The sequence below is a fragment of the Nitrospira sp. ND1 genome, assembly GCF_900170025.1.
Classification (GTDB): Bacteria; Nitrospirota; Nitrospiria; order Nitrospirales; family Nitrospiraceae; genus Nitrospira_A.
Window position 1 is genome coordinate 848,799 of sequence record NZ_FWEX01000005.1, and the last position, 25,210, is coordinate 874,008.

Below are 25,210 nucleotides of genomic sequence, written 5' to 3' on the forward strand. Positions count from 1 at the left end.
ATGAAGATCATCACTGGAGGCGTCACTGCACCGATCGGCTTTCGGGCCGCCGGGATGTATTGCGGCATCAAGAAAAAGCAGAAGAAACAACTCGACTTGGCCCTGCTGGTCTCCGAGCAGGAGGGACCCGTCGCCGGCGTGTTCACCACCAATCAGGTCGTGGCTGCTCCAGTTGTGCTCGATCGCCTGCATCTGAAGAAGGGCATCGGCCGGGCCATCCTCGTCAACAGCGGGAACGCCAACGCCTGCACCGGACCCGACGGAATGCGAGTGGCCAAGGAGATGGCGCAGCTGGTTGCCACGGCCGTCGGCAGTGCGCCCCATACTATCTTCATCGGATCGACCGGCGTGATCGGCCAGCCACTTCCGATCGACTGCATCAAGAACGCCGTCCCGTCCCTCCTCGCTCGCGTCACGCGCCGCGGCGGAAACGAAGCGGCCCAGGCCATCATGACCACGGACCTCAAACCCAAACAGGTGGCGGTGCGCGCCCGCCTCGGAGGGCGGATGGTGACGGTGGGAGGAATGGCCAAGGGTTCCGGGATGATCCATCCCAACATGGCCACCATGCTGGGCTATCTCACAACCGATGCGGTCATCGGCCGGTCGGCGCTTCAGACAGCACTGAGTCAGGCAGTGGATCAATCGTTTAACTGTATTACCGTCGACGGCGATACGAGCACCAACGACACCGTCCTTTGCCTTGCGAACGGAATGGCAGGCAATCAGACACTCAAGCCAGGCTCTGCGGACTTTCGACGGTTCTGCGCCATGGTCGAAACAGTCTGTCGCACCCTTGCCTTAAAAATTTGCTGGGACGGCGAAGGCGTGACCAAGGTGGTTCGGGTGGAAGTCACACGCGCTCGATCCACGACGGCGGCCAAACAGATTGCCCAAACGATCGCCACCTCCAACCTGGTGAAGACCGCGCTCTTTGGCGGTGACGCCAACTGGGGGCGTGTGATGGCGGCCCTCGGACGCGCAGGGGTACCCATCGATCCCAGCCGGGTCAGCCTGCAATTCGGGGATGTCCCGATGGTCCGGAACGGTCAAGGACTGGGCCGCGTCGCCGAGCAGAAGCTGACCAAGGTCTTCCGCGCGAAGGAGTTTACGATTCGTGTCGACCTCGCACAGGGCCAAGCCGAGGCGCACATGTGGACGACCGATTTGTCCTACGAATACGTGCGGATCAACGCGAGTTACCGATCGTGAGCAACCTCGCGAGGTTGCAAAATACTGGGGATTATGCTAGCGTTCGTCCGTTTTCGTGCAGTGAATGGTCCGTCCCATCGTTCACATGTTCGCATCCAAAATCAGGGACGTCTTATTTAAATCCACACCAGCGTGATGCGCACGCTGCGCAGCCTGAGAATAAGGGGGACATCCCCCTCGTCGTTGGCGTTCGCCAGGCGCTCTGCAGGCTTCGGAGGGAGGTGAAGGTATGGGAGTAGTTGCGATTAAGGAATTACTGGAAGCGGGCGTCCACTTCGGACACCAGACGAATCGTTGGAACCCCAAGATGAAGCGATTCCTGTTCGGGGAACGAAACGGCGTCTACATTATCGACCTTCAACAGACCGTCGAACGCATGGAACAAGCCTATGCCTTCGCGCGCGACACCGTGGCGGCCGGTGACTCCGTCTTGTTCGTCGGTACCAAGCGCCAAGCGGCGGAGATTTTAGAGGAAGAGGCCAAGCGGGCCAACCAGTTCTACATCAACCAGCGCTGGTTGGGCGGCATGCTGACCAACTTCCAGACCATCCGCCGTAGCATCGACAAAATGAAAAAAATGGAAGCGACCCTCGCTGATCCGGCGCATCAGGGCCATACGAAGAAAGAGCTCGGACAGATGCAGAAGGAAGTCGTCAAGCTGCAGAAGAACCTGTCGGGCATCCGCAACATGCGCGCCCTGCCCGGCGCGGTGTTTATTCTGGATACCCGCATCGAGCACATTGCGATCCTCGAGGCCAGCCGGCTGGAAATTCCGGTCATTGCCATCGTCGATTCGAACTGCGATCCCGATCACATTCAATACCCCATCCCGGGCAACGATGACGCCATCCGTTCCATCAAACTGATTATTTCCCGGATCGCGGACGCGTGCCTTGAAGGGGCGCACCTCCGTACCCAGCGAGAAGAAACAGAGTTTGCATCGGCACCAGCCGGTGGCGGCGCTAAACCGTCGGCAAATTTGGCCGGCGTGGCCGCCTCCTGACGGCCGCGTCTCGCGTGATGGCATTGTTCTATTCGACCAACTGAGGAACCCATGGCAAGTTTGAGTGAGCTCGTCAAAGAGTTACGTGAAAAAACAGGGGCCGGCATTCTGGATTGCCAGAAGGCCCTGACTGAGAACGGGAACAGCATCGACAAAGCGATCGATTATCTCCGGCAGAAGGGCTTGGCGGCGGCCCAGAAAAAGGCCGGTCGTGAGACCAACCAGGGCTTGATCCATGCCTATATCCATGCCGGTGGAAAGATCGGTGTGCTCATCGAAGTCAATTGTGAAACCGACTTCGTGGCGCGGAATGAGCAGTTCAAAGCGTTTGTGAACGATCTGGCGCTGCAGGTGGCGGCCGCCAGCCCGTCCTACGTCCGACGGGAAGAGATTGCCGAAGATGTCGTCGCGAAAGAGCGCAGCATCTACGAAGGGCAAGCCAAGGAACTCGGCAAGCCACCGGCCGCCTGGCCGAAAATCATCGAGGGCAAGCTCGAGAAGTTCTACCAGGAAAATTGCTTGCTCGAACAGGCCTTCATCAAGGATCCATCCGTCGTCATCAAGGATCTGCTGGCGCAACAAATCGCCAAAATCGGCGAGAACATGAATGTCCGCCGATTCACACGATTCCAACTAGGCCAAGCATGAGTTCTGCCCACTACCGCCGCATCCTGCTGAAAGTCAGCGGAGAAATGCTGGCCGGTGAGCAGGGCTATGGCGTTCAACCCTCGATTCTCGAAGGGCTGGCAGAAGAAATTGCCGACGTCGTCGCGATGGACGTCGAAGTGGCCGTTGTCATCGGCGGCGGCAATATCTTCCGCGGCTTGGCCGCCAGTGCGCGCGGCATGGAGCGGGCCTCCGCCGACTACATGGGCATGCTCGCCACGGTGTTGAATGCACTCGCCCTCCAGAATGCGCTGGAAGGCAAAGGCGTCAGCACCCGCGTCCAGTCGGCGATCGAGATGCGGCAGCTGGCCGAGGGCTACATTCGCCGCCGCGCAATCCGACATCTGGAAAAAAAGCGCGTTGTGATCTTCGCCGGAGGCACGGGAAACCCCTATTTCTCCACCGACACTGCGGCCTCCTTGCGCGCGATGGAAATCGGCGCGCAGGTCATCATGAAGGGCACCAAGGTCGACGGCATTTACGACAGCGACCCGGTCAAGAATCCACAAGCCAAGAAGTATGCAGAGATTCCGTTCCTGTCGATTCTCACCCAGAACCTCAAGGTAATGGACTCCACGGCCATCAGCTTGTGCATGGATAACCGGTTGCCATTGATCGTCTTCAATTTGAAAGAGAAGGGAAACTTTAAACGTGTCGTCCAGGGCGAACCTATCGGGACCCTGGTCACCGTAGAAAGTCGCTAAGGGAGAGGCTGATGTCGACGGCGCAAGAAGTGAAACAACGCGTAACCGAAAAGATGGACCACGCGATCGAACATTTGAAACGCGACCTGGCTGGACTGCGTACCGGTCGCGCATCCGTGGCACTGGTGGACGGCATTAAAGTCGACTACTACGGAACCATGACACCGCTGAAGCAGGTTGCCAACGTTGCTACCCCCGAAGCCCGGCTCATTACCATCCAGCCCTGGGAACAGAACCTCATCAGAGAAATCGAGAAGGCGATCCAAACCTCGGACCTCGGCTTGACGCCCTCTAATGATGGCAAACTCATCCGCATTCCACTTCCACCGCTCACTGAGGAGCGCCGGAAAGAACTTATTAAGGTCTGCAAAAAACACGGCGAAGAAGTGAAGGTGCAGATTCGCGGCTTCCGCCGGGATGGCAACGAAGAACTCAAGAAGCTGCAGAAAGACACGAAGCTGACCGAAGATGAACTGCGCAAGTCGGAAGCCGAAATTCAAAAACTCACCGATCAATATGTGCAGAAAATCGACGACGTGATGAAGAAAAAAGAAGGCGAGATCCTGGAAGTCTAGCGCCCTATTCTGACGCCACAAGCTGCGTGTACACGCCGTCTCAGTTCCCCCCAACCTCCGTCTCAGTCGATCTGAATGCTCTCGCGCAGAATCTCGCTCACGTGCGTCGTCTTGCGCCGCGTTCCGAGGTACTGGCTATCGTCAAGGCGAATGCCTATGGCCATGGCGCCCTCGAACTCACACGCACGCTGCAACAACTAGCCGTCCATCGGTTCGGTGTTGCTACAGTGGATGAGGGCATCGCGCTTCGCCAGGCGGGCATTCATGATGCCATTTTGGTCATGGGCCCGACGGTACCGGCACAATTTCCAGACCTGATCGCGCATCGTCTGACTCCCGTGCTGTACCGGTCCGATATGGTCCAAGTTTTTGCCGCAACCATTTCGCCCAATGCCGCGCCCTACTCCGTGCATGTCAAAATCGAGACCGGCATGGGTCGCTTGGGCGTCCTCCCTCAAGAGGTGCCCGACCTCGTCGCCATGCCGGCCTTTTGCGCCACGCTACGGCTCGAAGGCCTCATGACTCACCTGGCTGATGCGGACAATACCGAGACCACACACACGGAGAAGCAACTCGCGGAGTTCCAGCAGACACTCGACACGTTGCGCCAACGCGGGATCTCCTGTCCCCTGACACACGCCGCCAACAGCGCCGGGATCATCAAGTATCCCGCAAGCCTCTATTCCCTCGTGCGACCCGGAATCATGCTGTATGGCTACCATACCCTGTCTAACGCAGCCGCCGCGCCTGAATTGAAACCGATCCTCACCTGGAAAGCGACCATCGCACACCTGCACAACATCCAGCCGGGCGACAGCGTCAGCTACAACCGGACCTTCGTCGCCTCGCGGCGATCGCGGATCGCGGTCCTCCCGATGGGCTATGCGGACGGCTACAATCGCCTCCTGTCCAATCGAGGCATGGTGTTGATCGGAGGACGAAGGGTGCCGGTGGTCGGACGTGTCTGCATGGACATGACGATGGTCGATGTGACAGACGTGCCCGGCGTGCAAGTCGGCCATGAAGCCATCCTCATCGGACAGCAGGGACAAGAGCGCATCACCGCAGCCGATCTCGCCGCCTGGCAGCAGACCATTCCCTATGAAGTGCTCTGCGCCATCGGCCAGCGTGTGCCTCGCCACTATCTCCCGCTGCTATCAGCCGACAAAACGTCCTCACCGAAGAAGTGACGGCTTGCCTTCCGTTTTTGCTTCCCCCATAGTCGACCGATATGTTCAAAGTAAGTTCGGGTGGCGGCCACCCTCTGTGCCACCAGCATGAGGATAAGACGATGGGCGGACGACGCCGGTTCGATCGAAATAGCCTGGTTTGCTTCTCTGCGGCCATTCTGAGTCTCTGCGCCACAGCACCCGCGGCAGCGGCAGGAACCGGCACGGCCCGGCACCAGCAGATGGAAGCCTCCAGCATGACGATTCATGTGCCGATTCCCATGACCGCCCTGGCCGAGCAGTATGCGAGCATTCACCAGTCACTCGCCGCACATCGACACACACACCGCGACTGGGTAACGCTGGGCGGAGGTACCGGATTTTTGAAGTACCGGATCTGGCCGGGAGAGCAGAGTTCGACGACGACCGAAGGTCGCCTGCTGTCCCAATCCAGCTTTCCATTCGGCGTGGAATACGCGAAGCAAATCAAAGGCACGGTGACGAAAATCGCCGACTGCGGCCAACAGGATGCCACAACCGGCACAGGCCGGTTATCGGTGACGCTGGCAACCACCTTCAGCCAGGCCCGCGCCTATACCCTATTGCCCATCAGTAGCGTTACCGCGGTGGAAGCGAACCGACCCTGCCTGCTGTCCGAACAAGGCGTCGATACGGCACCCCTGATGGCGCAGGTCTATCGAAGTGAGTTGCAAGAGATGCTGCCGACGGTTGATCGTAAGGCTGCCACCCTCGTGACGCTGAAGCCCGCCGTCACTCACATCTGGAACGATCTGCAGGAACCCTTGCTGTTGGATGAAGCGGAAGGCCTCTGGCTCCAACTGAATCCTGAAGCCATCGGTCCCGCCGGAGTCGAGTCGCTGTCAGGCACACCGGCTGCCGGATACGGCGTCAGGGCCAGACCGACCGTCGTGCGTGGCACCAAGCCCTTGTCACGACATCTCCCCCTCCCCGAGCTGCAGTCTCAGTTTCATGACGAGGGCTTTCATGTCGCCTTCGCGCTCCAGGTCCCCATCGAGGAAGCGAATCAGCGATTGCGCGAAGCAGTGGTCGGGCAGGAATGGTCGCTGGGCGTCGGCACGATCAAGATCGTGGGGGCAACATTGTACCCCCTGGGCAATCAAGTGGGAGTGGAACTCACCCTGAGGGGGCTGCTCCCGCTCACACTCCGTTTAAAGGGAACACCGGCGTACGACGAAGCGGCGGGGCGGATTCTGTTTCGGGATGTCGACTACACGATCAAGGAGCGCACGCCGGCCACCGACTTGGCTGAAGAATGGTTACATGAACCGCTACGTGATGAGTTGGCCGGAAGATTGGTGCTCCCCATTCGAGAGGAACTGGACCTGATGCGACAGGCGCTGGAGAAGGGACTGAACAGAAACCTGACAGGAGGGCGCTTGCGCGGCAGGGTTCACAAGCTGTCCCTCGAAGCGCTGACGGTGCAGACCGCCAACCTCTCGGTGCGATTCAAAACCGAGGGAACACTTCACTACGACGCCCATGCGGACATCGGAGCCCCGTAACGCGCACCTTAGCAGGATGCGAAAAAAGTCCGCCAGCGGCGTTCTCGCGTCGCTTCGAGGCTCACCGTACCGCATGAGTACGATTCGCCTCTTCGCTCGCTGCGGCCTTGCTGGACGGCCGTTTTGCACATCCTGCGGGTTATGGTGATACCGACACGGCACATAAGTTAATTGTAGCGTACTGCGCAACAATCGAGCTTTTCCGCAGCCTGTTAGACCTTCAGCTTTCGTTTCAGCTGTGATTCCACACTCGACACTTTGCTCGACAAGCGCCCCTTCGGTCCCTTGCGGTAGTCGATCTTGATGCTGCAGGACACGCGATTGCAGTCTTTGCGCATGCGCATGTAGCACTTCTTGACCACCGCCATGACCTCGTCCCATTCCCCTTCGAGTACCGTGCCCATCGGATTCAGCCGATAGTCCACACCGCTCTTGTCGATAATATCCAACGAGCGTGACACGTATTTGCTCACGCTCTCTCCCTTGCCCAGGGGCGACATACTGAATTCCAGCAACACCATAGTGGGAATCTCCTGCTGATAACTGTCGGCCGATAACGAACGACCGGTCCTACGATCCGCGCTTTTCCCCTGCCCCAACGGCCGCCCGTTGATCCAGCCACACCTTCGGGTACTGCACTTTTCCCAGAAGTCGGAATCCATCCAGCGCCTCACGCAACAGCGCGCGACGTTTCTCCGCGTCCGGTTCGTTGGCCTTGGCCTGCTCGCGAAGCTGCCCGAGCCAATCGACGAACGCGACAAACTCGTTGTCCAAAATACGCTCGAGATCTTCCTTCATGAATCCGGAAAGCGCCGGCGCCTGCCCGCTCGAGCTGATCGCCACACGAACATGACCGGAGCTGACGACGGCCGGCATCACCACGTTCGACACGTCGGGCTGGTCGACGGACCAGATCAAAAATTTCTGTTCGCGAGCCAATCGCATGAGTGAGTGGGAGAGTTCACGATCATCGCGAATCGTGTTCAAGACCAGGATGACCGCCTCCAGATCGTTCGCGCGGAAATGCCGCCCACGATGAATGATTTTCGCCGAGGCCGCCAGTTTACGAAGCACTTCATGCAGGGTGGGACTGATCACCGTGACCTTCGCGCCTGCCTCTAGGAGCCGCTGCACTTTATCTGCCGCTTCCTCATCACCACCGATCACCAGGACCGGCCACCCACGCACATCGAGTGAAATTTGAAACCCGGGATTTGCAGCCATTGAGTTCATCCTCCAACAAATCGACAACGACGTGAACGCGTATCATACAACAGCCGATTTGACAGGGTAAACCCGCTCCGCCATTCCCCTTTCTGGCAGGAGCTGGGTATAATGCGCCCGCTGGATGACGGGCGAGCCCGTCGCACACACCGCGAGTCAACAAAGGAGTCTATTGTGGCTGGATATACAGGACGATCCCTGGCGATGGCCGGAGGGATCATCGGCATTGCGGCCGTCGCGGCCTATTTCGGCATCGCCCACATCGGGGAGCCGGATCAAGGCGGCGGATCGATTGCCGGGCAAGTGCAGATCGCGCCCAACCTGGCCGACCAGGTCAAACCGACCGATGTGCTGTTCGTCATCGTGCGGCGTCCGACCGGACCACCGAGACCCATCGCGGCCAAACGGATCGACGCGCCGAAATTTCCGGTGCAGTTTGAGATTACGAGTGCCGATGTCATGGTCCAGGGCACCGAATTGAAAGGCATGGTGGATGTGATTGCGCGTCTGGATCGAGATGGCCAGGCCGGCCAGGCGCAACCGGGTGACATGGAGGGACGCTACCCGAAGAATCCGACGTTACCGGGCGGGAAAGACGTGAACATTACCATCGACAAGGTGTATTAGCTGCGGCAGGCTGTCTGAATCGGTGATTCGGTAAGGCTGCAACCAGCGAGAGGCCGGGCGCACTTGGCTTGTGCGTTGAAGTGGTGAGCACCGCGAGTGCGACGCCGAGAACCCGTTTCAACAGCCGGCTAGGTTTCAGCCGGGTCCGCGTCCAGCTCGAGGTTCCAGTACAGATAGTCCCGCCAACTTTCCGGCGTGTTCCGGATCCCGATGGTAATCGTGACGGTGGGACTCCAGCGCGGCTTTACGGGCCTCTTGATCAAACGCATGTTGGCTTCTTCCGGGGTCCGGCCGCTCTTCCGGTTGTTGCACCGCCAGCAGGCCGTCACGATGTTCTCCCAGGTCTTCCGACCGCCTTTCGCGATCGGCACGACATGGTCGAACGTCAGTTCCTCCGTGCGGAACTTGTGCTTGCAGTACTGGCAGCAGTAGCCGTCACGCGTAAAAATGTTGATGCGGGAAAACTTCACCGCGCGATGGCTATCCTTGAGCTTCACCAGCTTCAGGAGGCGCATCACCGAGGGGAGCTTGATCGAGATCGAGATACCGTGGATTTGGCGATCGTAGACTTCGAGGACTTCGACCTTCCCCTGCCAGAGCAGAGTAATGGCCTTTTGCCAATGCAGGACACGGAGCGGTTCATAGGTGGAGTTGAGCAACAAGGTCATTTCCATAGTGGCTCCGGCGATCTCCTATGAGTGCACTATTTACAGAATAGCAAATGACGGCGCTGTTGTGACCCTTCCCTGAAAAATGCCTGCTCAATCTATGCCATATGCGGCCAATGAAATCAAGCGCTTAGGCAATACCGCACACAATGTCACGCAATATTGAGACGACCTGTACCCCGCTGTAACTTGCAGAGGACGCTTATGGATTCGAAGCCCGACTATATCACCGTCGCCCAGGTGGACCAGGTTCCTCCTGGCACCTGCCGCACCGTTGAAGTCGAGGGAATTTTTCTCGCCCTCTGTAATGTCGACGGAACCTTTCATGTCGTCGATAATACATGCCCGCACGCAGGGGGACCGCTCGGCGAAGGATGCATGGATGGTGAACTGGTCGAATGCCCCTGGCACGGGTGGCGATTCAACGTCCGTACCGGTGAGCGGCCTGAAAATCCGGAGATCCGCGTGGCTTGCGTGGAAGTGAGGGTGCAAGGCACAAACGTGCAGGTGAAAACGCCCCTTACATTGTAGGCGGGAACGAAGGGACTTCGCCGCCCGGTGCGCGCGGTCGTCCACTCTCCGGGCCTTCCGGCATCAACCCGTCGGCCGGCAACGAGGCCGCGTTGACGCGCTTCGTCGCCAGATCCACGTGCCAGATGAAATCCCGTTCGAACCACTGGGTTGTCCCCTGCTCGCGCATGTAGATCCGGACCTCATAGCGTTGACCGTCCTGCTTGATCACTTTCCACTCTCCCAAGCGCAAGCCCAACTTGCGGGCTTCCTGAATGCGGGCCCGTTCGTTGAACGCCTGAAGAATCGTCGGATAACCGGCGGCCCGATGGGTTTGCACCAGCGCGAGGGCCTCGGCAGCCTGCGAGTCGAGCATCGGGTTGAGGCCGGGCGGTTTCATCCACCAATAGGCCAACCCTCCGGCCAGGAGAAGCGCAAGCACCGTGTAATGGATCACTTTACTCATAGGTCGTCACAATAAACTGGGGTGGATGATTGATCAGCTCGTCATCATAGGTGGCGTGTGAATTCACTGTCAATCGTCGCATGCGTTGAAACCGGCGACGCGCAGGAGCCCCCGCGCTTGACAAGGTCGCGCAACGCTATGGTACAAGTACCGGTCAACCTTCGCGACATAATCGGAGTCTCACTGTTCAATGAAGTTCTTCTTTTACGCGGACAATTTGAACCCGTCTCAACTCAAGCGTCGCGCCCCGGAACACAAGTTTCTTTTCACGGCGTACCTCCCCGACCATAGCATTCAGTTCTGCCGCTGGTCGACGCAATGGCGATGCGGCCTGGCGAGCGTGATTCCGTCGCCGGGGGAAAAAGTCTGGGGAGCCGTCTTCGAAATCACCGACGAAGATCTCAAGATCCTCGACGAATTCGAAGGTGACGTGCCGCAGGGCGCCTACCGCCACCTGCCGGTGACAGTGATCACGGAAGAAGGCGAAAAGTTATTAGTCACCACCCATGCGGCCAATCCCATCGGCAAATTCAAGCCGAAGGAACATTACATCGATTGGGTCCTCAAAGGCGTCAAGCAGTGGAAGTTGCCTGAGGAATCCACCGAGCAGTGGAAGGCGTATAAACCAGCCTGACGAACTCACGCAGTCGTCACTCACCCCATACATTGAGGTCACGATGCCAAAACCGAAATATCATATCCTTGTCTGCACAAACGCCCGTCCGCCGGGCCACCCGAAACCCTCCTGCGGCGGCCAGGGCTCTGCGCAACTGCTGATGTCCTTTAACATGGGCCTCATGCAGCGCGGCATCATGCCTGGCGAAGTCCTCGTCACCGGCTCCTCCTGCCTCGGCCCCTGCGAGCAGGGACCGACCGTCGTGGTGTACCCGGACAACACCTGGTATTCGAAAGTCACTGAAGCCGATGTCGCTACGATTCTCGATGAGCACATCAAGGGCGGCAAACCGGCGGCGAAGCTGAACCCGGATTCGGTCTGGAAGTAGCGCGCGAACGCCAGCGCGGAGATGAATCAAAAAGGCCGCCCAGCGAAACGAGTTCGATGCTGGCGGCCTTTTTAACCTTCAGCGGATATCGATGTGAGTAGCCCCACAGCCCACGAACATAAACACCACGCACCCCGCTCCATCGGATGCATGGTTATCACCTGCAGCGACACCCGCACGCCTGAGACCGACACCAGCGGCCAATTGATCCAGCAGTTGCTCAAGGACAAGGGCCATCACATCGCCGCCTACCACCTCGTCAAAGACGAACCGGCAGAGATCAAGGCGCGGATCGCCGAAGCCATCACCAATGAGTCCGTGCAGGCCATCGTGATCAATGGCGGAACAGGGATCTCCCGGCGGGACTCGACGTTTGAGGCGGTGGATGCGATGCTGGAAAAACGGCTGGATGGATTCGGCGAAGTGTTTCGCTATCTGACCTATCAGGACATCGGCTCACCGGCCATCATGAGCCGGGCCACCGCCGGCATCATCAAGGGCCGTATCCTCTTTTCGACTCCGGGATCAGAAAACGCCGTCCGCCTGGCGATGGAAAAACTGATCCTCCCCGAACTGGGCCACCTCGTCAAAGAACTCACGAAGTAAGAACGACACGTGAGAGGTGAAACGATCACCTCTTCACATCCTACGTTTGACGCTCTATCCCCGGCCAGTCACGAGTGCTCCAAACGGTCATCCAATGAGGCCGCAGGGACCACGGCGACTGAGGCCTACCCTTAGGGGTACGTTGAAGATTTGATGAGCCGAGAACAAAGTTGGGGACCGTTTTCAGCATCCGCAGGGTGAAGGATGTTCAAAACGGCCGTCCAGCAAGGCCGCAGGCGAAACAAAACCGGAAGCGTACCCTCAGGGGTACGTTGAGGATTTTGACGAGCCGAGAACGCTGCTGGAGGCCGTTTTCAGCATCCGCAGGGTGAAGGATGTTCAAAATGGCCGCCCAGCAAGGCCGCAGAAAGAAGGGCGACTGAGGCGTACCCTTGCGGTACGTCGCAGGGAGCCGTGCGACTGAGAACGATGCTGGAGGCCATTTTCAACATCCGCCTAGTCTTGCCCGATTTTCGGTTCAGAGTACACCTGCTTATCCGCCAGTCTCGATTGCGCGTACCGTTTGTAATGCATCAAGAGATCGCGCACCGACACCACGCCGACGATCGAGCCCCCCTTGGTCACCGCGAGGTGGCGCACCCCGAGATCGCCCATCATATCCTGCGCGTCATCGACCGCCTGATTGCTCTCAATGGTGCAGAGCGGAGTGGTCATGATCTTTTCCACCGTGAGTTTCGATACGTCCTGGCTGGTCGCCAGACCCTTGCGGACGAGATCCGTATCGGTCACGATCCCCACAAAGTTCTTCCCCTTCTTAATCAGGAGTGAACCGACCCGCAAGTCACGCATCTTCTTCGCCGCACCGCGAATCGACGTCGTCGGACCAATGCTCTGGGGTTTCTTGTTCATGATCTGCGCAATACTCGCCATGTCACATACCTTTCTGCCCGTTGGGACAAGAGAGCCACTAATGAAACCGGTTATGAAACGCTCAGCACGATCTTACCAAAAAATTTTCGATTCAGAAGATATTCTTGCGCCGCCTTCGCTTCGGAGAGTGGAAACGTCCGGTCGATCACAGGCTGCAACCTGCCTTGGCCGACCAACTGAGCAGCCTTGAGCAATTCACTCTGCGACCCCATGTACGAGCCCCGGATCGTAAGCTGCCGTGAATAGACATACCGGAGATCGAGCTTCACCTCCGCGCCCGTCGTGGCGCCGCAGGTAATCAACCGGCCGCCTTTGGCCAATGCATCGATACACTGTGTCCACACCTCCGGGCCGATGTGTTCGATCACTACATCCACGCCGCGGCGGTGCGTCAACTCGCGCACCCGCTGGTTCACCTGCTCGCGGATATGATTGATGACCTCGTCGGCGCCGAGGGTCTTGGCCTTCGCAATCTTGTCATCGCTCCCGACGGTGGTCAGCACACGGGCACCAGCCAGCTTGGCCATCTGGATTGCCATGTGCCCCACCCCGCTGCCCGCCCCCATGATCAAGACGTCTTCACCGGGCTGCACCGCAGCCAACCCGAACAACATATGCCAAGCGGTCACAGACACCAGCGGAAACGCCGCCGCCTGCTCGAAACTCAACGCGCCGGGAACCGGGAACACATTCCGCGCCGGCACCTTCACGTACTCGGCATATCCGCCATGGCACATCGCCCCGATCAACCCGTAGGACCGGCACATGTTGTCGCGACCGGCCCAACAGTGTTCGCAGCGACCACAGCCGACGCCGGGCGACACATACACGCGCTCGCCCTCGGCAACCCCTTCCACGTGCGAGCCGATCTGGTGCACCACGCCGGAGATGTCGGACCCGAGGATATGCGGAAGCGGCATCGGATAGGCGGGACTCCCCTGCCGAATCCAGATGTCGAGATGGTTCAACGCGCAGGCCTTCACCCGCACGAGCACCTCATCGACGCCGATGGTCGGCATCGGCATCTCTTGATACTGCAGCTTCCCCGGCCCGCCATGTTCGTGGAACACCACTGCGTTCATCTGATTCCTCTCACACGATTTCTAGCTACATTGCGCTCCCCTCTCAAACGTCTTTTCCTGGGGTGCGACTGCCTATGATTTCCCATAGAATGATCAAAACGCCATATAACAAGGCCGCAGGGAGTGCGGCGACTGAGGAGGTACATACCAAACTTGTTTGACCCGTTCGCCAACCAGATGCTCTTGGCGAACGGATAAACCCTTTCAGCGCGCCCTCTTATACTGCTAACGTCGCAAGGAGACGTACGACTGAGAACGCAGTGAGATGGCGTTTTCATCATCTTGCTAGAAGGTGAGCGTCCCCTCCACGACCATCATGGCCTGTCCGCCGACCGTCACGCCCTGAATGACATCGTCGTCTGAGTCCACCTGGATCAGAATGCGGGAGGGGCGATCGATCTCATACCCCTGCTCGGCGGTAATCTCGGTCGATGGCCGGATGTCCACCACGCCATGCTGGACTAGATAGGCACCCAACGCCCCGCTCGCACTTCCGGTCGCGGGATCTTCCACGATGCCGATCAACGGGGCGAACATCCGGGTATGCACGCTGGAGGACTGTTCGACGGTCATCGTGCTGAACACCATGATGCCGTTGGCGCCATACTGCTGGGACAGGTCCGCGATGGCCGCGACGTCGGGAATGATCTGCCGCACCGCCGTAAGCGTCCGCACCGGCACGATGATGACCGGCAACCCCGTAGAAACAACCTGCACCGGGAAACGGGTCTCGGAAATCACAGCCTTGGTAATGCCCAAGGCGCGGGCAATCGCAAACAACGCCTCCGGCTCGTCGATGACATCCAGAAACTGCGGGCTCGGCTGCGCCATGACCACGCGCTCGATGACGCCATTGCAGGTGTGGATGTCCACAGGGAAGAGGCCGAGATTACATTCTTGGAGCACCCGTGTAACCGGCTCCCGAAGCGCGAGACGGTCCAAGGTGGCCAGCACAAAAAACGTCCCGATGACCGGATGCCCGGCAAAGGGAATTTCCTGCGTCGGGGTAAAGATGCGCATCTTCACGACGGCGGCCTTGTCGGTCGGGGGAAACACGAACACGGTTTCGGAAAGATTCATCTCGCGAGCGATCTGCTGTAATTCCACGTCGGTTAGGCCATCAGCATCGGGAAACACGGCGACGGGATTCCCGCCGAACGGCTGATCCGTGAACACGTCGGCTTGATAGAACTGCAATCGCCTGGGACCGGGCATAGATTCCTCACGAAAGATGTTGGCGGCATGTTGCCCCGAGCGGGTATTTTTTGCAAGAGGGCGACTGAGCGAAGCAGGTGAGCGAGTAGGAATTTGGCGGCTGGTCAAAACGCTATGTGCCTAGGCCGCAGGGAGCATGGCGACTGAGGCGTACCCTTGCGGTACGTCGCAGGGAGACATGTGACCGAGAACGACGGGAGATGGCGTTTTCACCAGCCGGCTACCCTGCTAAACCGGGCGCGGCATAGCCTCATACGCACCCCTCAACGGATTCTTGAGGTATTGCTCGACATAGTTCTGAAGCGATCCGTTGCGGTAGAGCTGCTGGTTGGCGAAGCGGGTATCGATCTTGTGCAACACCTTCACCCGCACACCGGTCTTCTTGGTGAACTGTTCCAGTGTGACTCCGGTGATGTCGGTATAGGGCCCCCGCCCCGACTGCATGATGCACTTGGGCACATGGATCACCTTCTCCTTGGTCAGTCGCCGCGCGATGTCGTCGAAGGTCAGGAGCACCGTGCAGTCGGAGTCTCCGCTCAACAACGCATTGGGCACATAGAGAAACCGCGCGCGGTGCTTCCGGTACATGGTCAGGATTTTGTGGACGCTGCCCGCCATCACGACCGTGTCTTTCTTCTCCAACTCCAGCGAGTCGAACAGGCTGACGATACGCCGGCGACTCAAGAAGGCGGTGGTGTACGCCTCCGTGTGGATCGTTTGGAGATTGGGCAGCGCCAGATCATAGACGTGGCTGGCTTCCTCCGGCAGGAATGTTCTCCCCTGCCGCATCAGCGCCGCCGTCTCCTCCTTGAGCCCGCGCACCGGAGTGAGCGTCCCCATCCACAAGACACACTGCTGATTCACCTTGGAGATCGTCGCCGCATCCTTCGACATCGTGTCCTTGTCGAACGCGTAAAAATTCGCCGACGACACGGCAGGACCGTCCAGCACCTTCATGAGATGTTTCACGGAAGGCGCATGCGGCATCAACCGCTGCCGGTAGTCGCTCAGTGTGATGACCGACAGTTCGAAGTTGATCCGGCCAGGATACTGCGCCACCAGCTGATGGATCTTCGGCACATGGACGAACCCGACCGTGAAAAACTGAATGCTCTTGTCCGTCTCACGGAGAAAATCCTCCACCCATTCCATCGCCTTGGGATGCAGGAACAGGTCGGTCCATTCCATGAACTCGTTGCCGCCCAGGCACCAGAATTGTGTGGGATCGGTGGGTTTCTTGCCGATGTAGTTGAGGATGAACTTCCAGTCGTCGTCGCTGGTTTTCGGCGGGTCGAGCGTTTCGCGGTAGGAGTGGTCGAGTTCGTAGCAGAACTCGCATTTGACCGGGCAGTCCCGGCCCAGGCTCAGGGGAATTTTCCCCGCCTCCATTTCTTTGATGAGCACCTGTCGATAGTCCGTGCGATCCTTGAAGATCGGGGTGGGCTGAAAAATCGGGAGTGCAGTGGCCATGGTGGAACACCTTGCCTGTTGCCGCGAGGGGCAACGCCTGCTAGATTGACAGCGTCATTATCGACTTGCCAGACTCCGTTACATGACCGAGGAACTCCTCACCAAAGCCCTGGAACTTTTCACCCTCACGCAACCCTATACCCGCGAACAACTGGATCAGAAGCGCGAGGAACTTCTACACACCTGGACGCCCCGCCGCTTCGCCAACCTGACCAACAATCCCAAGAAATACATGCAGGCCTACACAAAAGCCGAAGAGATGACCCGGCAGATTGAATCGTCGTATGCCCTACTCGAAGCGATCCTCGCTCGGGACGAGGGGCGGAACCCTGACGTGAGACGTAAAACGTGAAAGGTGAAACGTTTGCCCAACACCTGATTAAGATTTCTTAAGTTTCACCTCTCACGTTTAACGTCTGACGCCCTACATCTTCCTCATCCCGCAGGATGCTCAAAACGGCATCCCACTAGACCGCAGGCGAGTCACAACCGCAGGCGTACCCTCAGGGGTACGTTGAGGATTGTGACGAACCGAGAACGACGTGGAAAGTCGTTTTCAGCATTCTGTTATCCCACCCCGTGAGAGACGACGCGAGACATCCCCTCTTTCCCCTCATCCCCTTCAGCAATGGCCATCGGCCAGGTCACGAGACCAGACACACCTTCTGCCGTCGTCGCGCCGTCCTTCGTCGCCGCGTAAATCTGCGGCAACTTGTTCGTCCCGAACTTGGAGATATAGAGGAAGACGTGCTCGCGGCTATTCACCCGCACGGCCCAGGGACTGAAGTCGTTCTTATAGAACTCTTCGCAGAGCTGCATCGCATCGAGGCAGGAAATACCCACCGGCTCGTTCAGCGTGTAGTAGTAATCCAGCGGCAGGTCGTACTCCTCCTGCTTGTGGATCGTGATGCCGAATTTATCCGGGTTGCGCACCATCGGCGTGTGGCGGTAGGCCACGAAGTAGAACAGCTCCACGGAATGAATCACCGGCTGGTTCTCGATGACGAACTGCCGCGTCTCCAGCGCCTCCTCCCGCGTCTCGCCGGGGAATCCGTAAAACGCCATCACGTGGTTCCAGATGCCCGCCTTCGCCGCCTGGTGGAGATTGTTCTGAATCACGCTCTTCTTCGCGTGCTTGTCCATGAGATTCAGCACGCGCTCGTTCGCCGACTCCATTCCATAATAGAGCGTGCAGCAGCCCGCCTTCGCCGCCAGGTCCCACACCGCCTGGTCCTGGAGCGTCTCTTCGAAACGGATCAGCGTCGTCCACTTGATGCCGACGTTCCGGTCCACCAGCAGCTGCGACACTTTCTTGAACAGTGCGGGCGGATAGGATTCATCGGAGAACAGGAAATGTCTGCACTGGTATTTATCCCGTAGCGCCGTCACCTGCTCGACCACGTGCTGCGCCGTCATCCCGCGGTATTGATCGAAATAGCCCTGGCCGTGATCGCAGAATGTGCAGCGGCCCCAATAACAGCCCCGCGTCGCGAGGTAGGGAATGATCCGCTCGGGAACGAAATAGTGATCCAGCGGCAAACCGTCGAAATCAGGCAGCGGCAGCGCCGCCGTCTTCTCCGTATAAACTTCCTTGCTCTGCTGCACCGCGCCGGACTCGTAATACATGAGATTGGGCACCGACCCGATCGCGCGCTGCCCGTTCACCGCCTCGATGTACCAAAGCAACGCATGCTCGCCCTCGTAGAGGATGGCCGCGTCGAAGACTTCAGTGAAGAAACGCTCATGCTTCGCCCACTCTTCCTGCAACCGCGTCACGACGTTGCCGCCGACCACGACGTGGATGTCGGGAAAACTTTCCTTGATCATCTTGCAGAACGTGAGGCCGGCCATCAGCTGCATCTGCGTGCCGATGGAGATGCCGATCACCGTCGGCTTTTCTTTGCTCACACTGGGCAACACGAGCTGATTGCAGATGTCGCGGTAGACGTTCACCTGTTCGTCGTCGAGGCAGGCAAAGACTTCCTTGGAGACCCCGGGCCGATAGCCCAGGTTACTTTCCATTGGATAGAACACCAGCGAGGCCGGATAGTAAGCGGCGGAGATGTACTGCATGGCTTCGCGGAACGTGTTCAGCGCCCGCTCCAGCTTCTCCGCTTCGTAGAACCGTTCGCCGCGCACAATGAGCTTCGCGTCCTCCGAACGCTGCGCCAAGTCGAACACGTCTACGGCATAAGCCTCTTCCAGCACCGCCTTCTGACCGGCTTCCTGCTCCGTCAGCCTCCCCGCCTTCTCCTTGTCCTGGAGCGGCTTCAGCTGCATGCCCAGGCGACCCTTCACCCAGATCAGAAACTCCATGGTAAAGAAGTGATCGTACATCTCGATGTTGATGTCACGCTGAACCACCGTATGCCCGGCCTCCCGCAACACGGCAGTCAACGAAGGCAACGCGAGATAGGGTGCCGTCGGCACCCACTCGGGCGGGAACAGGAGCATGACCTTGGAAGTCTTCCGCTCCTCGTTCTTGATCGGAGACAAGCCGTCGATTTGGACCAGACCGGAGCTACTCATAGTCGTCTTCCGTGAAACACAAAACGTAAAAGGTGAGAGGGCCTAAAGAGGGCTACCTGCCGTTCAACATTCGATTCTCGCATGTTACGTTTCCCGTTTGACGTTTCGCCTTTCACGTCTCACGCCTTCGTTACATCTTTCCGGCTAAGGACGGCGGTACCGTGGCGACCCTCGCCGAACGGAACTGCAGGTCCGGCAGTTTCTGCAACCCAAACTGCGCGATGTAGAGGAAGATGTATTCGCGGATGAAGAGCCGCAGGTCCCAGCCGGGATTGTGATTCCGTTCGAATTCTTCAAACACCCGCTCGGCCTCCTCGATGCTCAACCCCTGCTTCACGGTGAAGTAATAATCGAGCGCCAGATCCCACTCGGGATTCTTGTAGGCGGTCACGCCGAACTTCTCCGGATGTTTCGCCACCGGGTTATGCCGGCCGAGGTCGAACGTGCCGAACCCCAGCGAATGCACATAGTCCTTGTTCTGCTCCAGAAACTCCACCGACGACCAGGCTTCCTCCCGCGTCTCGCCGGGAAAACCGAAGAAGCCCATGCAGTGGTTCCAGATGCCGGCCTCGGCGGTGTACTTCAGGTGTTTCGTCATGATCTCGGTCGTGGTCGCCTTGTCCATCAGCTTCAGCACGCGCTCGTTCCCCGACTCATAGCCGAAGTGGAGATATTTGCAGCCGGAGGCCTTCGCATCCTGCCAAACCTGATCCTCAAGCAAGCTCTTCTCGAACCGCATGTGCGTGGTCCAGGCGATGCCCATCTTGCTGTCGATTAGGCCGCGCGTCAGCTTGCGAAACAGGGCCGGCGGGTACGACTCATCGGTGAAGTGAAAATGCCGCGCGCCGTACTTGTCCCGCAGATAGGTCACCTCGGCCAGAATGTCCTGAATCTTCTTCGTGCGGTAGCCAGCCGTGTAGCCTTCGCCGTGGTCGCAGAACTCGCAGCGGCCCCAGTAACAACCGCGCGTCGCCAGATAAGGCAGAATTTTGGTCGGCACGAAATACTTGTCGAGCGGCAGGCCGTCGAAGTCCGGCGGCGGCAGCGCGGCCATGTCCTCGGCGAAACTCGTCGCGGAAACATGCACCCCGGTCGCGTCCTTATAGATGGTGTTCGGCACATCGGCCAGGCTTCGCTTCGCCCCCACCGCCGACACCAACTGCACGAACGCCGTCTCCCCTTCATAGACCACGGCACTGTCGAAGTACTGAAACAGCGGCGACTGCGGGAGCACATCGCGCAGACGCGTGACCGTGTTGCCGCCAATCGTCACATGGATGTTGGGAAAGTGCTGCTTGATGAGGGCGCAGAAGGTCATGGAGGAAAACATCTGCTGCTGCAAGACGATCGAGATGCCGACCACGTCCGGCTGCTCCGCCTCGATCGCCGGCTTCACCAGATGCTCGAACACGTCGCGGTAGATGTTCACCTGGGTGTCGTTCACCGCGTCCATCACTTCATGCGACACGAAAACTTTATAGGAGAGGTCGGTCTCCATCGGCGGCATGCAGATCCGCGCCGGGGCATAGACCATCGAGATCACCGATGTGACCTCACGGAATACATGAATAGCCCACTCTAGCTGATCGATTTCGTAGAAGACTTCTCCGCGAATGATCGCCTTCGCCTTCTCCGCCTTCTTGATCAGGTCATCGATCCGTTGGCGCGTTAAATCGCAGAGAGTGAGCTGGAGATCCTGCTCCCATTCCTCAAGTTCGCGTTTCTTCGCCAGCTTGCGGAGCCGGTCGAGCTGCTGCGGCACCCGGCGCAAGACCTTCTTCAGAAAGTCCTCGCTGAAGTACCAATCCCACATCTCAAGGTTGATGTCTTTTTGAACGACCTGATGACCGGCCTGGCGAAGCACGGCGGTGAGGGACGGGAGACTGAGATAGGGTTCGGAAGGAAACCAATCGGGCGGGAAGATCAACATGACCTTCATTTTCCGGCCGCTGGTGGCTTCGAAACTTTGACGATTGAGGAGGATCAGCTCTTTGGAAGCCCGTTCGCCCTTCGTATACTCGATGCGCATGAAGGCGGCTCCTGTATCGGTCCGGCACTCCGAAACAGTCAGAATGCCAAGGGGTTGGCTTGGAGTTCGTCATTGTACGAGGGGAAAAGATGGAGATGCAAGAGTGGCTTGATTGCCCTCTTGCTCGCGCAACGCGCGGCCTCGGAAGGCCCTCGTTGGACGCGCACGTGAAGCCGTGCTGGTCCCATGCGCGAAGTTGAAGGGTAACTCGGCTATTCCGGTGAGGGTGCGTGGAAAGCGCACCGCGCGGTCGCAGACTCCCCTCGTTGGACGCGCGCAGTTAGGAGACCACACAGGCCGCCCCCTGGGAATGGGAGAGTGAAGTATATGACGTAAGCGTCAGGCAGTGCGGCTGCATTTGTCTCCTTCGCTCCACCGTGCTATGTGAGCACGAGTCGATCCCCTTTATTGGAGAATCGCATGCTCATCACACAATCGATCGCCTTATTCGTGCTGGCAGGTCTGTTCGAAATCGGCGGCGGATATTTAGTCTGGCAATGGTGGCGGAACGGCAGCCACTGGAGCGTCGGCCTCCTGGGCGCGGTCATCTTGATTCTGTACGGCATCGTGCCGACCTACCAGCCGTCGCACTTCGGCCGGGTCTATGCCGCCTATGGCGGCTGGTTCATCATCCTGTCGATTCTGTGGGGGTGGCTCGTCGATCACGTGGAGCCGGATCGATTCGATGTCATCGGCGCGATGGTCTGCCTGGTGGGAGTGGCGGTGATGATGTATTGGCCGAGATAGAAAGACGGGAAAGAGGAAGAGGCTGACCTGGCGGTTCCCCATGCTCGCGCAACGCGCGGTCGCAGACTCCCCTCGTTGGACGCGCGCACGTAGGGAACCCGCCAGGCCACATTCCATCTCTCTGACAGCCATTGGCCTACAAAAAATGGATACAATTCCACAGACACTTCAGCCAACATTTTACGATTGATTTACTACCTTGCAAGGCGTAGGAAGGAATGCCCTGTTCTGCTGAGCTCATTGATTTCACAAGAAAAGACAACGCCCAATAGGGTGCCCCAAGAGACGAGCCAAAGCGACGCCCTCTACTTATCCGCTTAGACCAATAAACCCACTGGCACAGGTGACCTCTTGAGCGACCAGCAGGTGTGCAGTCCAGAATCGCAGAAGGCGATTCGCCTTCTCGATTACCTATTAAGGCTGGCGACACTTCGGACAAAGCTGATCCGCGACATTTCCGAATACGAGAACGTTCTTTGGATCTCAGACGTTCCGCAGGAACGAGGCTGCTACACGCAGGCATGGGGACGTGATGAGGAACATGAACCGGACGAGTGGATCGAGGTGCAAACTCGGCGCGAGCCAGAACTGCCGGCGGTCCCGTCTCAATGCAAAGACTGGGTGAACCCTTCAGCACTTCGAAACAAACACAATTTACCGGAACTCCGTCCTGAGATCACACGCCAAATCCATAATCCTGACTGGTCTGAAGGATCTGACCAGCCGGAAACGATTCCACACACGGAACGCCTTGAAGATCAGTTCGTTGTTCAGCAAGCATGGGATCGCTACCTTCAAGGCAAGTGGTTACCGTGGATCGAAGAGCACAATGCCTGGGAAAAGATACATAAAGTATATTCTGCACTTTTCGCTATTCATCAAGCGCAACTTCGCCTTGGCGAAGAATACGAGCTCGTACTAGGCCTGGGCTTACTTACCTGGCAAACGCCCAATGGGCAACGAGTCCGACGGCACTTAGTCGTTGCCGACGTCATTCTGGAATTTGAAGCTGGCTTGGGGAAATTTACCATCCGCCCCCACACTGAAGGTGCCAACCTGCGGCCCGAGCTCGATATGCTCGACATCGAAGACCAGCCAACTCGCGCGGAAGAAACCGCGAAAGGTTCATTGACCAGAGCCGCTGAAGACCCTTGGGAAACAGATTGCATAGAAGGCGTACTTAAGGCCCTGGTGCATTCGATCAACTCGCAAGGTGTTTACGACGATTCATTGGGACCCAAAACCGTCCGCACATCGACGAAACCACTCGCCGAATTTGCACCCGCCGTGATTTTACGCAAACGTTCCGCCAAAGGCCTCACCGAAACCCTAAAACGGATCAAGGAGCAGATTGAAAACGGCCAAGACATTCCCGGTGAATTCGCAGACCTTGCGGAATGTCGTCCCAAGAACGATCGCGAAACGGGCGATGGCCACGAAGCCCCAAACAATAGCTTTGATGGAGAGGTCTTTTTCCCCAAACCATCGAACGATGAACAACGCCGCATTGTGAATAAAATTCGATCGGCGAGCGGTGTACTGGTGCAAGGACCGCCCGGTACCGGAAAATCCCATACCATCGCAAATCTTATCTGCCATCTGCTGGCGACTGGGAATCGCATACTTGTAACTGCAAAGACGCCGAGAGCATTGCAGGTCCTTTTGGGTGAAATCGATGAAAAGGAAGGCATCCAGAGTCACGAACCGTATAAAGAACGTCAAAGAGATAACGGCCTGATCCCAAAAGAAATCAAGCCGCTGTGCATCAGCCTACTAGGCAGCGGGCAGGAGGAAAGGAAGTCGCTAGAAGCGAGTGTCGGAGGCATACTTCGCAAAAACGAAGAGTGGAAACCGGCCGACACCGACCATCAACGAGAGGAACTTGAGAAGCGCCTCAGGGAGCTCCGCGAAGAGAAGGCTCGTGTCAACCTGATCTTCCCCCGATTTCGTGGACACGTGGTTACGCGACTGCCGCCCTCGCTTCAAACTCGACTGGAGCGTGATAGCCGAGGGTCGAATGCTGACGCTGCCGATTGTAGAACACCTCGATGTATTCGAAGATGTCCTGCTTGGCTTCGTCTCGGGTGACATACGGTCGCTGGTGTACCAGCTCACGCTTGAGCGTCCCGAAGAAACTTTCGACGCACGCGTTGTCCCAGCAGTTGCCTTTGCGACTCATACTGGGGATGAGGCCATACTCCGTGAGTCGCTGCTGGTAGCTCGTGGCGGCATACTGACTGCCGCGATCCGAATGGTGCACGAGCCCTGCCCTGGGGATTCGATTGACCAAGGCCATGGTGAGAGCCTGCTCGGCCAACTCACCCGTTAAGCGGGGGCCCATGGCCCAGCCGACCACCCGGCGTGAGTACAGATCCAGCAGGACCGCCAGGTAGAGCCAGCCCTCCATGGTCCACACGTAAGTGAGGTCTCCGGCCCACACCCGATTTGGAGCCGCAACCGTGAAGGCGCGATCAAGGGTGTTCGCGGCCACGGGGAACCGATGCTGGGACTGGGTGGTGGCGCGCCACTTCGTCACGGTCTTCGCCCGAATGCCGCCGTGGCGCATCAGCCGGGCCACGCGATGCTCGCCAACGCGGTGCCCCTGTTTGACCAGGGCGTTCCAGATGCGGGGACTGCCGTAGGTCTCCCGCGACTCTCGGTGAATCACCCGAATGGCCGAAAGGAGTGTACGCGTCTGGCTCGACCGGGCACTCTCCGGCCGTGACCGCCATGCGTAATAGCCTGCCGCCGCAACGGCGAGGGCACGGCACATCACGCGGATGGGATAGCGACGGTCGTGCTCCTGGATCACTCGATATCTCATCGCGACTCCTTCGCGAAGAACGCCGCCGCACGCTTAAAAAAATCCCGCTCCTGCTTCAAGGTGGCATTCTCTCGTCTCAACCGGGCGAGTTCCGCCTGTTCGGCTCGTGCCGATTGCCGTGTCTGGCCCTGCCCCTCCGCCTGCTGCTGTTCGGCCCTCCAGCGGTAGAGCAGATGGTCAGCAATACCCAGGTCCCGGGCCACGTGTGTGACAGGCCGTGCCGAGTCTCGGACCAACCGGACCGCTTCTGCCTTAAACTCGTCCGTGTACTGCCGTCTGGTTTTCGTGGTCATTCCTTCCTCCGATCTCATCACATTCCTCCTTATACAGGTGTCTGTGAAATCGGGGGAAGGTCAACCGCCGCCTCCGCGACATCCGGGAATCCGAAACTCATACGCACTCGATAGCAGCGAGTGCGTATTGTGGAACAGCGGCCAGAATCGCT

Annotated in this window: 25 protein-coding genes and 1 pseudogene; 15 read left to right on the forward strand and 11 right to left on the reverse strand. The window is 58.4% G+C overall.

The window, feature by feature from the left end; all coding sequences use genetic code 11:
- From argJ to NSND_RS04165, 7 genes are all read left to right on the forward strand, one after another.
- Nucleotides 1-1,212 carry a bifunctional glutamate N-acetyltransferase/amino-acid acetyltransferase ArgJ gene (gene argJ, locus NSND_RS04135; protein WP_080877745.1) on the forward strand — a complete coding sequence of 404 codons (1,212 nt, stop codon included), beginning with the start codon at nucleotides 1-3 and terminating at the stop codon, nucleotides 1,210-1,212.
- 229 nt (nucleotides 1,213-1,441) lie between these two features.
- Nucleotides 1,442-2,215, forward strand: a complete 774-nt coding sequence (gene rpsB / locus NSND_RS04140) for a 30S ribosomal protein S2 (RefSeq protein WP_080877746.1) — start codon at nucleotides 1,442-1,444, stop codon at nucleotides 2,213-2,215.
- Nucleotides 2,216-2,266: 51 nt separating this feature from the next.
- On the forward strand, nucleotides 2,267-2,863 hold the full coding sequence (gene tsf, locus NSND_RS04145) for a translation elongation factor Ts (protein ID WP_080877747.1): 597 nt from the start codon (nucleotides 2,267-2,269) through the stop codon (nucleotides 2,861-2,863).
- Nucleotides 2,860-3,585, forward strand: a complete 726-nt coding sequence (gene pyrH, locus NSND_RS04150; protein WP_013249286.1) for a UMP kinase — start codon at nucleotides 2,860-2,862, stop codon at nucleotides 3,583-3,585. The genes tsf and pyrH overlap by 4 nt, the downstream gene beginning before the upstream one ends.
- Nucleotides 3,586-3,596: 11 nt before the next feature.
- Nucleotides 3,597-4,160, forward strand: coding sequence for a ribosome recycling factor (gene frr / locus NSND_RS04155; RefSeq protein ID WP_080877748.1), 564 nt, complete (start codon nucleotides 3,597-3,599; stop codon nucleotides 4,158-4,160).
- A gap of 26 nt (nucleotides 4,161-4,186) precedes the next feature.
- Complete coding sequence (alr, locus tag NSND_RS04160) at nucleotides 4,187-5,350, forward strand: alanine racemase (RefSeq protein ID WP_159450629.1); 1,164 nt, start codon at nucleotides 4,187-4,189, stop codon at nucleotides 5,348-5,350.
- A 101-nt stretch (nucleotides 5,351-5,451) separates the two neighbouring features.
- On the forward strand, nucleotides 5,452-6,873 hold the full coding sequence (locus NSND_RS04165) for a DUF4403 family protein (RefSeq protein ID WP_159450630.1): 1,422 nt from the start codon (nucleotides 5,452-5,454) through the stop codon (nucleotides 6,871-6,873).
- A 212-nt stretch (nucleotides 6,874-7,085) separates the two neighbouring features.
- On the opposite strand, the gene NSND_RS04170 is transcribed toward NSND_RS04165, so the two are convergent.
- Together NSND_RS04170 and NSND_RS04175 are read right to left on the reverse strand one after the other, a co-directional pair.
- The gene (locus tag NSND_RS04170; protein WP_013249290.1) at nucleotides 7,086-7,394 is read right to left on the reverse strand and encodes an MTH1187 family thiamine-binding protein; all 309 of its coding nucleotides are present in this window, start codon (nucleotides 7,392-7,394) and stop codon (nucleotides 7,086-7,088) included.
- A gap of 49 nt (nucleotides 7,395-7,443) precedes the next feature.
- Entirely contained in the window at nucleotides 7,444-8,097 is a 654-nt protein-coding gene (locus NSND_RS04175) for a precorrin-2 dehydrogenase/sirohydrochlorin ferrochelatase family protein (protein WP_080877751.1), read from the reverse strand.
- Nucleotides 8,098-8,271: 174 nt separating this feature from the next.
- Here NSND_RS04175 and NSND_RS04180 point away from each other — a divergent pair, with 174 nt between their 5' ends.
- Nucleotides 8,272-8,724 (forward strand): c-type cytochrome biogenesis protein CcmI/CycH, encoded by a 453-nt coding sequence (locus tag NSND_RS04180; RefSeq protein ID WP_080877752.1) that lies wholly within the window; start codon nucleotides 8,272-8,274, stop codon nucleotides 8,722-8,724.
- A gap of 128 nt (nucleotides 8,725-8,852) precedes the next feature.
- On the opposite strand, the gene NSND_RS04185 is transcribed toward NSND_RS04180, so the two are convergent.
- A complete protein-coding gene (locus NSND_RS04185) occupies nucleotides 8,853-9,398 on the reverse strand; it encodes an HNH endonuclease (RefSeq protein ID WP_080877753.1) in 546 nt (181 codons plus the stop codon).
- A gap of 198 nt (nucleotides 9,399-9,596) precedes the next feature.
- Here NSND_RS04185 and NSND_RS04190 point away from each other — a divergent pair, with 198 nt between their 5' ends.
- On the forward strand, nucleotides 9,597-9,923 hold the full coding sequence (locus NSND_RS04190) for a Rieske (2Fe-2S) protein (RefSeq protein WP_080877754.1): 327 nt from the start codon (nucleotides 9,597-9,599) through the stop codon (nucleotides 9,921-9,923).
- Here NSND_RS04190 and NSND_RS04195 read toward each other — a convergent pair.
- On the reverse strand, nucleotides 9,913-10,368 hold the full coding sequence (locus NSND_RS04195) for a hypothetical protein (RefSeq protein ID WP_143833385.1): 456 nt from the start codon (nucleotides 10,366-10,368) through the stop codon (nucleotides 9,913-9,915). The two genes, NSND_RS04190 and NSND_RS04195, sit on opposite strands and share 11 nt — an antisense overlap.
- A 190-nt stretch (nucleotides 10,369-10,558) precedes the next feature.
- Between NSND_RS04195 and NSND_RS04200 the strand changes: the two genes are divergently transcribed.
- From NSND_RS04200 to NSND_RS04210, 3 genes are all read left to right on the forward strand, one after another.
- Complete coding sequence (locus tag NSND_RS04200; protein ID WP_080877756.1) at nucleotides 10,559-11,002, forward strand: gamma-glutamylcyclotransferase family protein; 444 nt, start codon at nucleotides 10,559-10,561, stop codon at nucleotides 11,000-11,002.
- Between the two features lie 43 nt (nucleotides 11,003-11,045).
- Complete coding sequence (locus NSND_RS04205) at nucleotides 11,046-11,372, forward strand: (2Fe-2S) ferredoxin domain-containing protein (RefSeq protein WP_013249298.1); 327 nt, start codon at nucleotides 11,046-11,048, stop codon at nucleotides 11,370-11,372.
- 150 nt (nucleotides 11,373-11,522) lie between these two features.
- Nucleotides 11,523-11,978: a MogA/MoaB family molybdenum cofactor biosynthesis protein gene (locus NSND_RS04210; protein WP_080877757.1), complete on the forward strand. Its 456-nt coding sequence runs from the start codon at nucleotides 11,523-11,525 to the stop codon at nucleotides 11,976-11,978.
- Between the two features lie 456 nt (nucleotides 11,979-12,434).
- On the opposite strand, the gene NSND_RS04215 is transcribed toward NSND_RS04210, so the two are convergent.
- From NSND_RS04215 to NSND_RS04230, 4 genes are all read right to left on the reverse strand, one after another.
- Nucleotides 12,435-12,869 carry a CBS domain-containing protein gene (locus NSND_RS04215; RefSeq protein WP_080877758.1) on the reverse strand — a complete coding sequence of 145 codons (435 nt, stop codon included), beginning with the start codon at nucleotides 12,867-12,869 and terminating at the stop codon, nucleotides 12,435-12,437.
- A 50-nt stretch (nucleotides 12,870-12,919) separates the two neighbouring features.
- On the reverse strand, nucleotides 12,920-13,951 hold the full coding sequence (locus tag NSND_RS04220) for a zinc-binding dehydrogenase (RefSeq protein ID WP_080877759.1): 1,032 nt from the start codon (nucleotides 13,949-13,951) through the stop codon (nucleotides 12,920-12,922).
- A gap of 285 nt (nucleotides 13,952-14,236) precedes the next feature.
- Nucleotides 14,237-15,166 carry a PhzF family phenazine biosynthesis protein gene (locus NSND_RS04225; protein ID WP_080877760.1) on the reverse strand — a complete coding sequence of 310 codons (930 nt, stop codon included), beginning with the start codon at nucleotides 15,164-15,166 and terminating at the stop codon, nucleotides 14,237-14,239.
- A gap of 228 nt (nucleotides 15,167-15,394) precedes the next feature.
- The gene (locus NSND_RS04230; protein ID WP_080877761.1) at nucleotides 15,395-16,636 is read right to left on the reverse strand and encodes a hypothetical protein; all 1,242 of its coding nucleotides are present in this window, start codon (nucleotides 16,634-16,636) and stop codon (nucleotides 15,395-15,397) included.
- A gap of 82 nt (nucleotides 16,637-16,718) precedes the next feature.
- Between NSND_RS04230 and NSND_RS04235 the strand changes: the two genes are divergently transcribed.
- Nucleotides 16,719-16,988: a hypothetical protein gene (locus tag NSND_RS04235; RefSeq protein ID WP_080877762.1), complete on the forward strand. Its 270-nt coding sequence runs from the start codon at nucleotides 16,719-16,721 to the stop codon at nucleotides 16,986-16,988.
- 215 nt (nucleotides 16,989-17,203) lie between these two features.
- On the opposite strand, the gene NSND_RS04240 is transcribed toward NSND_RS04235, so the two are convergent.
- Nucleotides 17,204-19,165 carry a B12-binding domain-containing radical SAM protein gene (locus NSND_RS04240; protein WP_080877763.1) on the reverse strand — a complete coding sequence of 654 codons (1,962 nt, stop codon included), beginning with the start codon at nucleotides 19,163-19,165 and terminating at the stop codon, nucleotides 17,204-17,206.
- Between the two features lie 130 nt (nucleotides 19,166-19,295).
- On the reverse strand, nucleotides 19,296-21,194 hold the full coding sequence (locus NSND_RS04245; protein WP_080877764.1) for a B12-binding domain-containing radical SAM protein: 1,899 nt from the start codon (nucleotides 21,192-21,194) through the stop codon (nucleotides 19,296-19,298).
- A gap of 420 nt (nucleotides 21,195-21,614) precedes the next feature.
- On the opposite strand from NSND_RS04245, the gene NSND_RS04250 reads away from it, so the two are divergent.
- Entirely contained in the window at nucleotides 21,615-21,941 is a 327-nt protein-coding gene (locus NSND_RS04250) for a YnfA family protein (RefSeq protein WP_080877765.1), read from the forward strand.
- A gap of 1,074 nt (nucleotides 21,942-23,015) precedes the next feature.
- Nucleotides 23,016-23,636: pseudogene (locus NSND_RS21610) on the forward strand (AAA domain-containing protein); the annotation flags it as partial.
- A 265-nt stretch (nucleotides 23,637-23,901) separates the two neighbouring features.
- On the opposite strand, the gene NSND_RS04260 reads toward NSND_RS21610, so the two are convergent.
- Nucleotides 23,902-25,058 (reverse strand): IS3 family transposase gene (locus tag NSND_RS04260; protein ID WP_369974237.1). Its coding sequence is split into 2 segments (ribosomal slippage): nucleotides 23,902-24,794 and nucleotides 24,794-25,058, totalling 1,158 coding nucleotides; the frame shifts between segments, so codons are not numbered across the junction.
- Nucleotides 25,059-25,210: the final 152 nt, after the last annotated feature.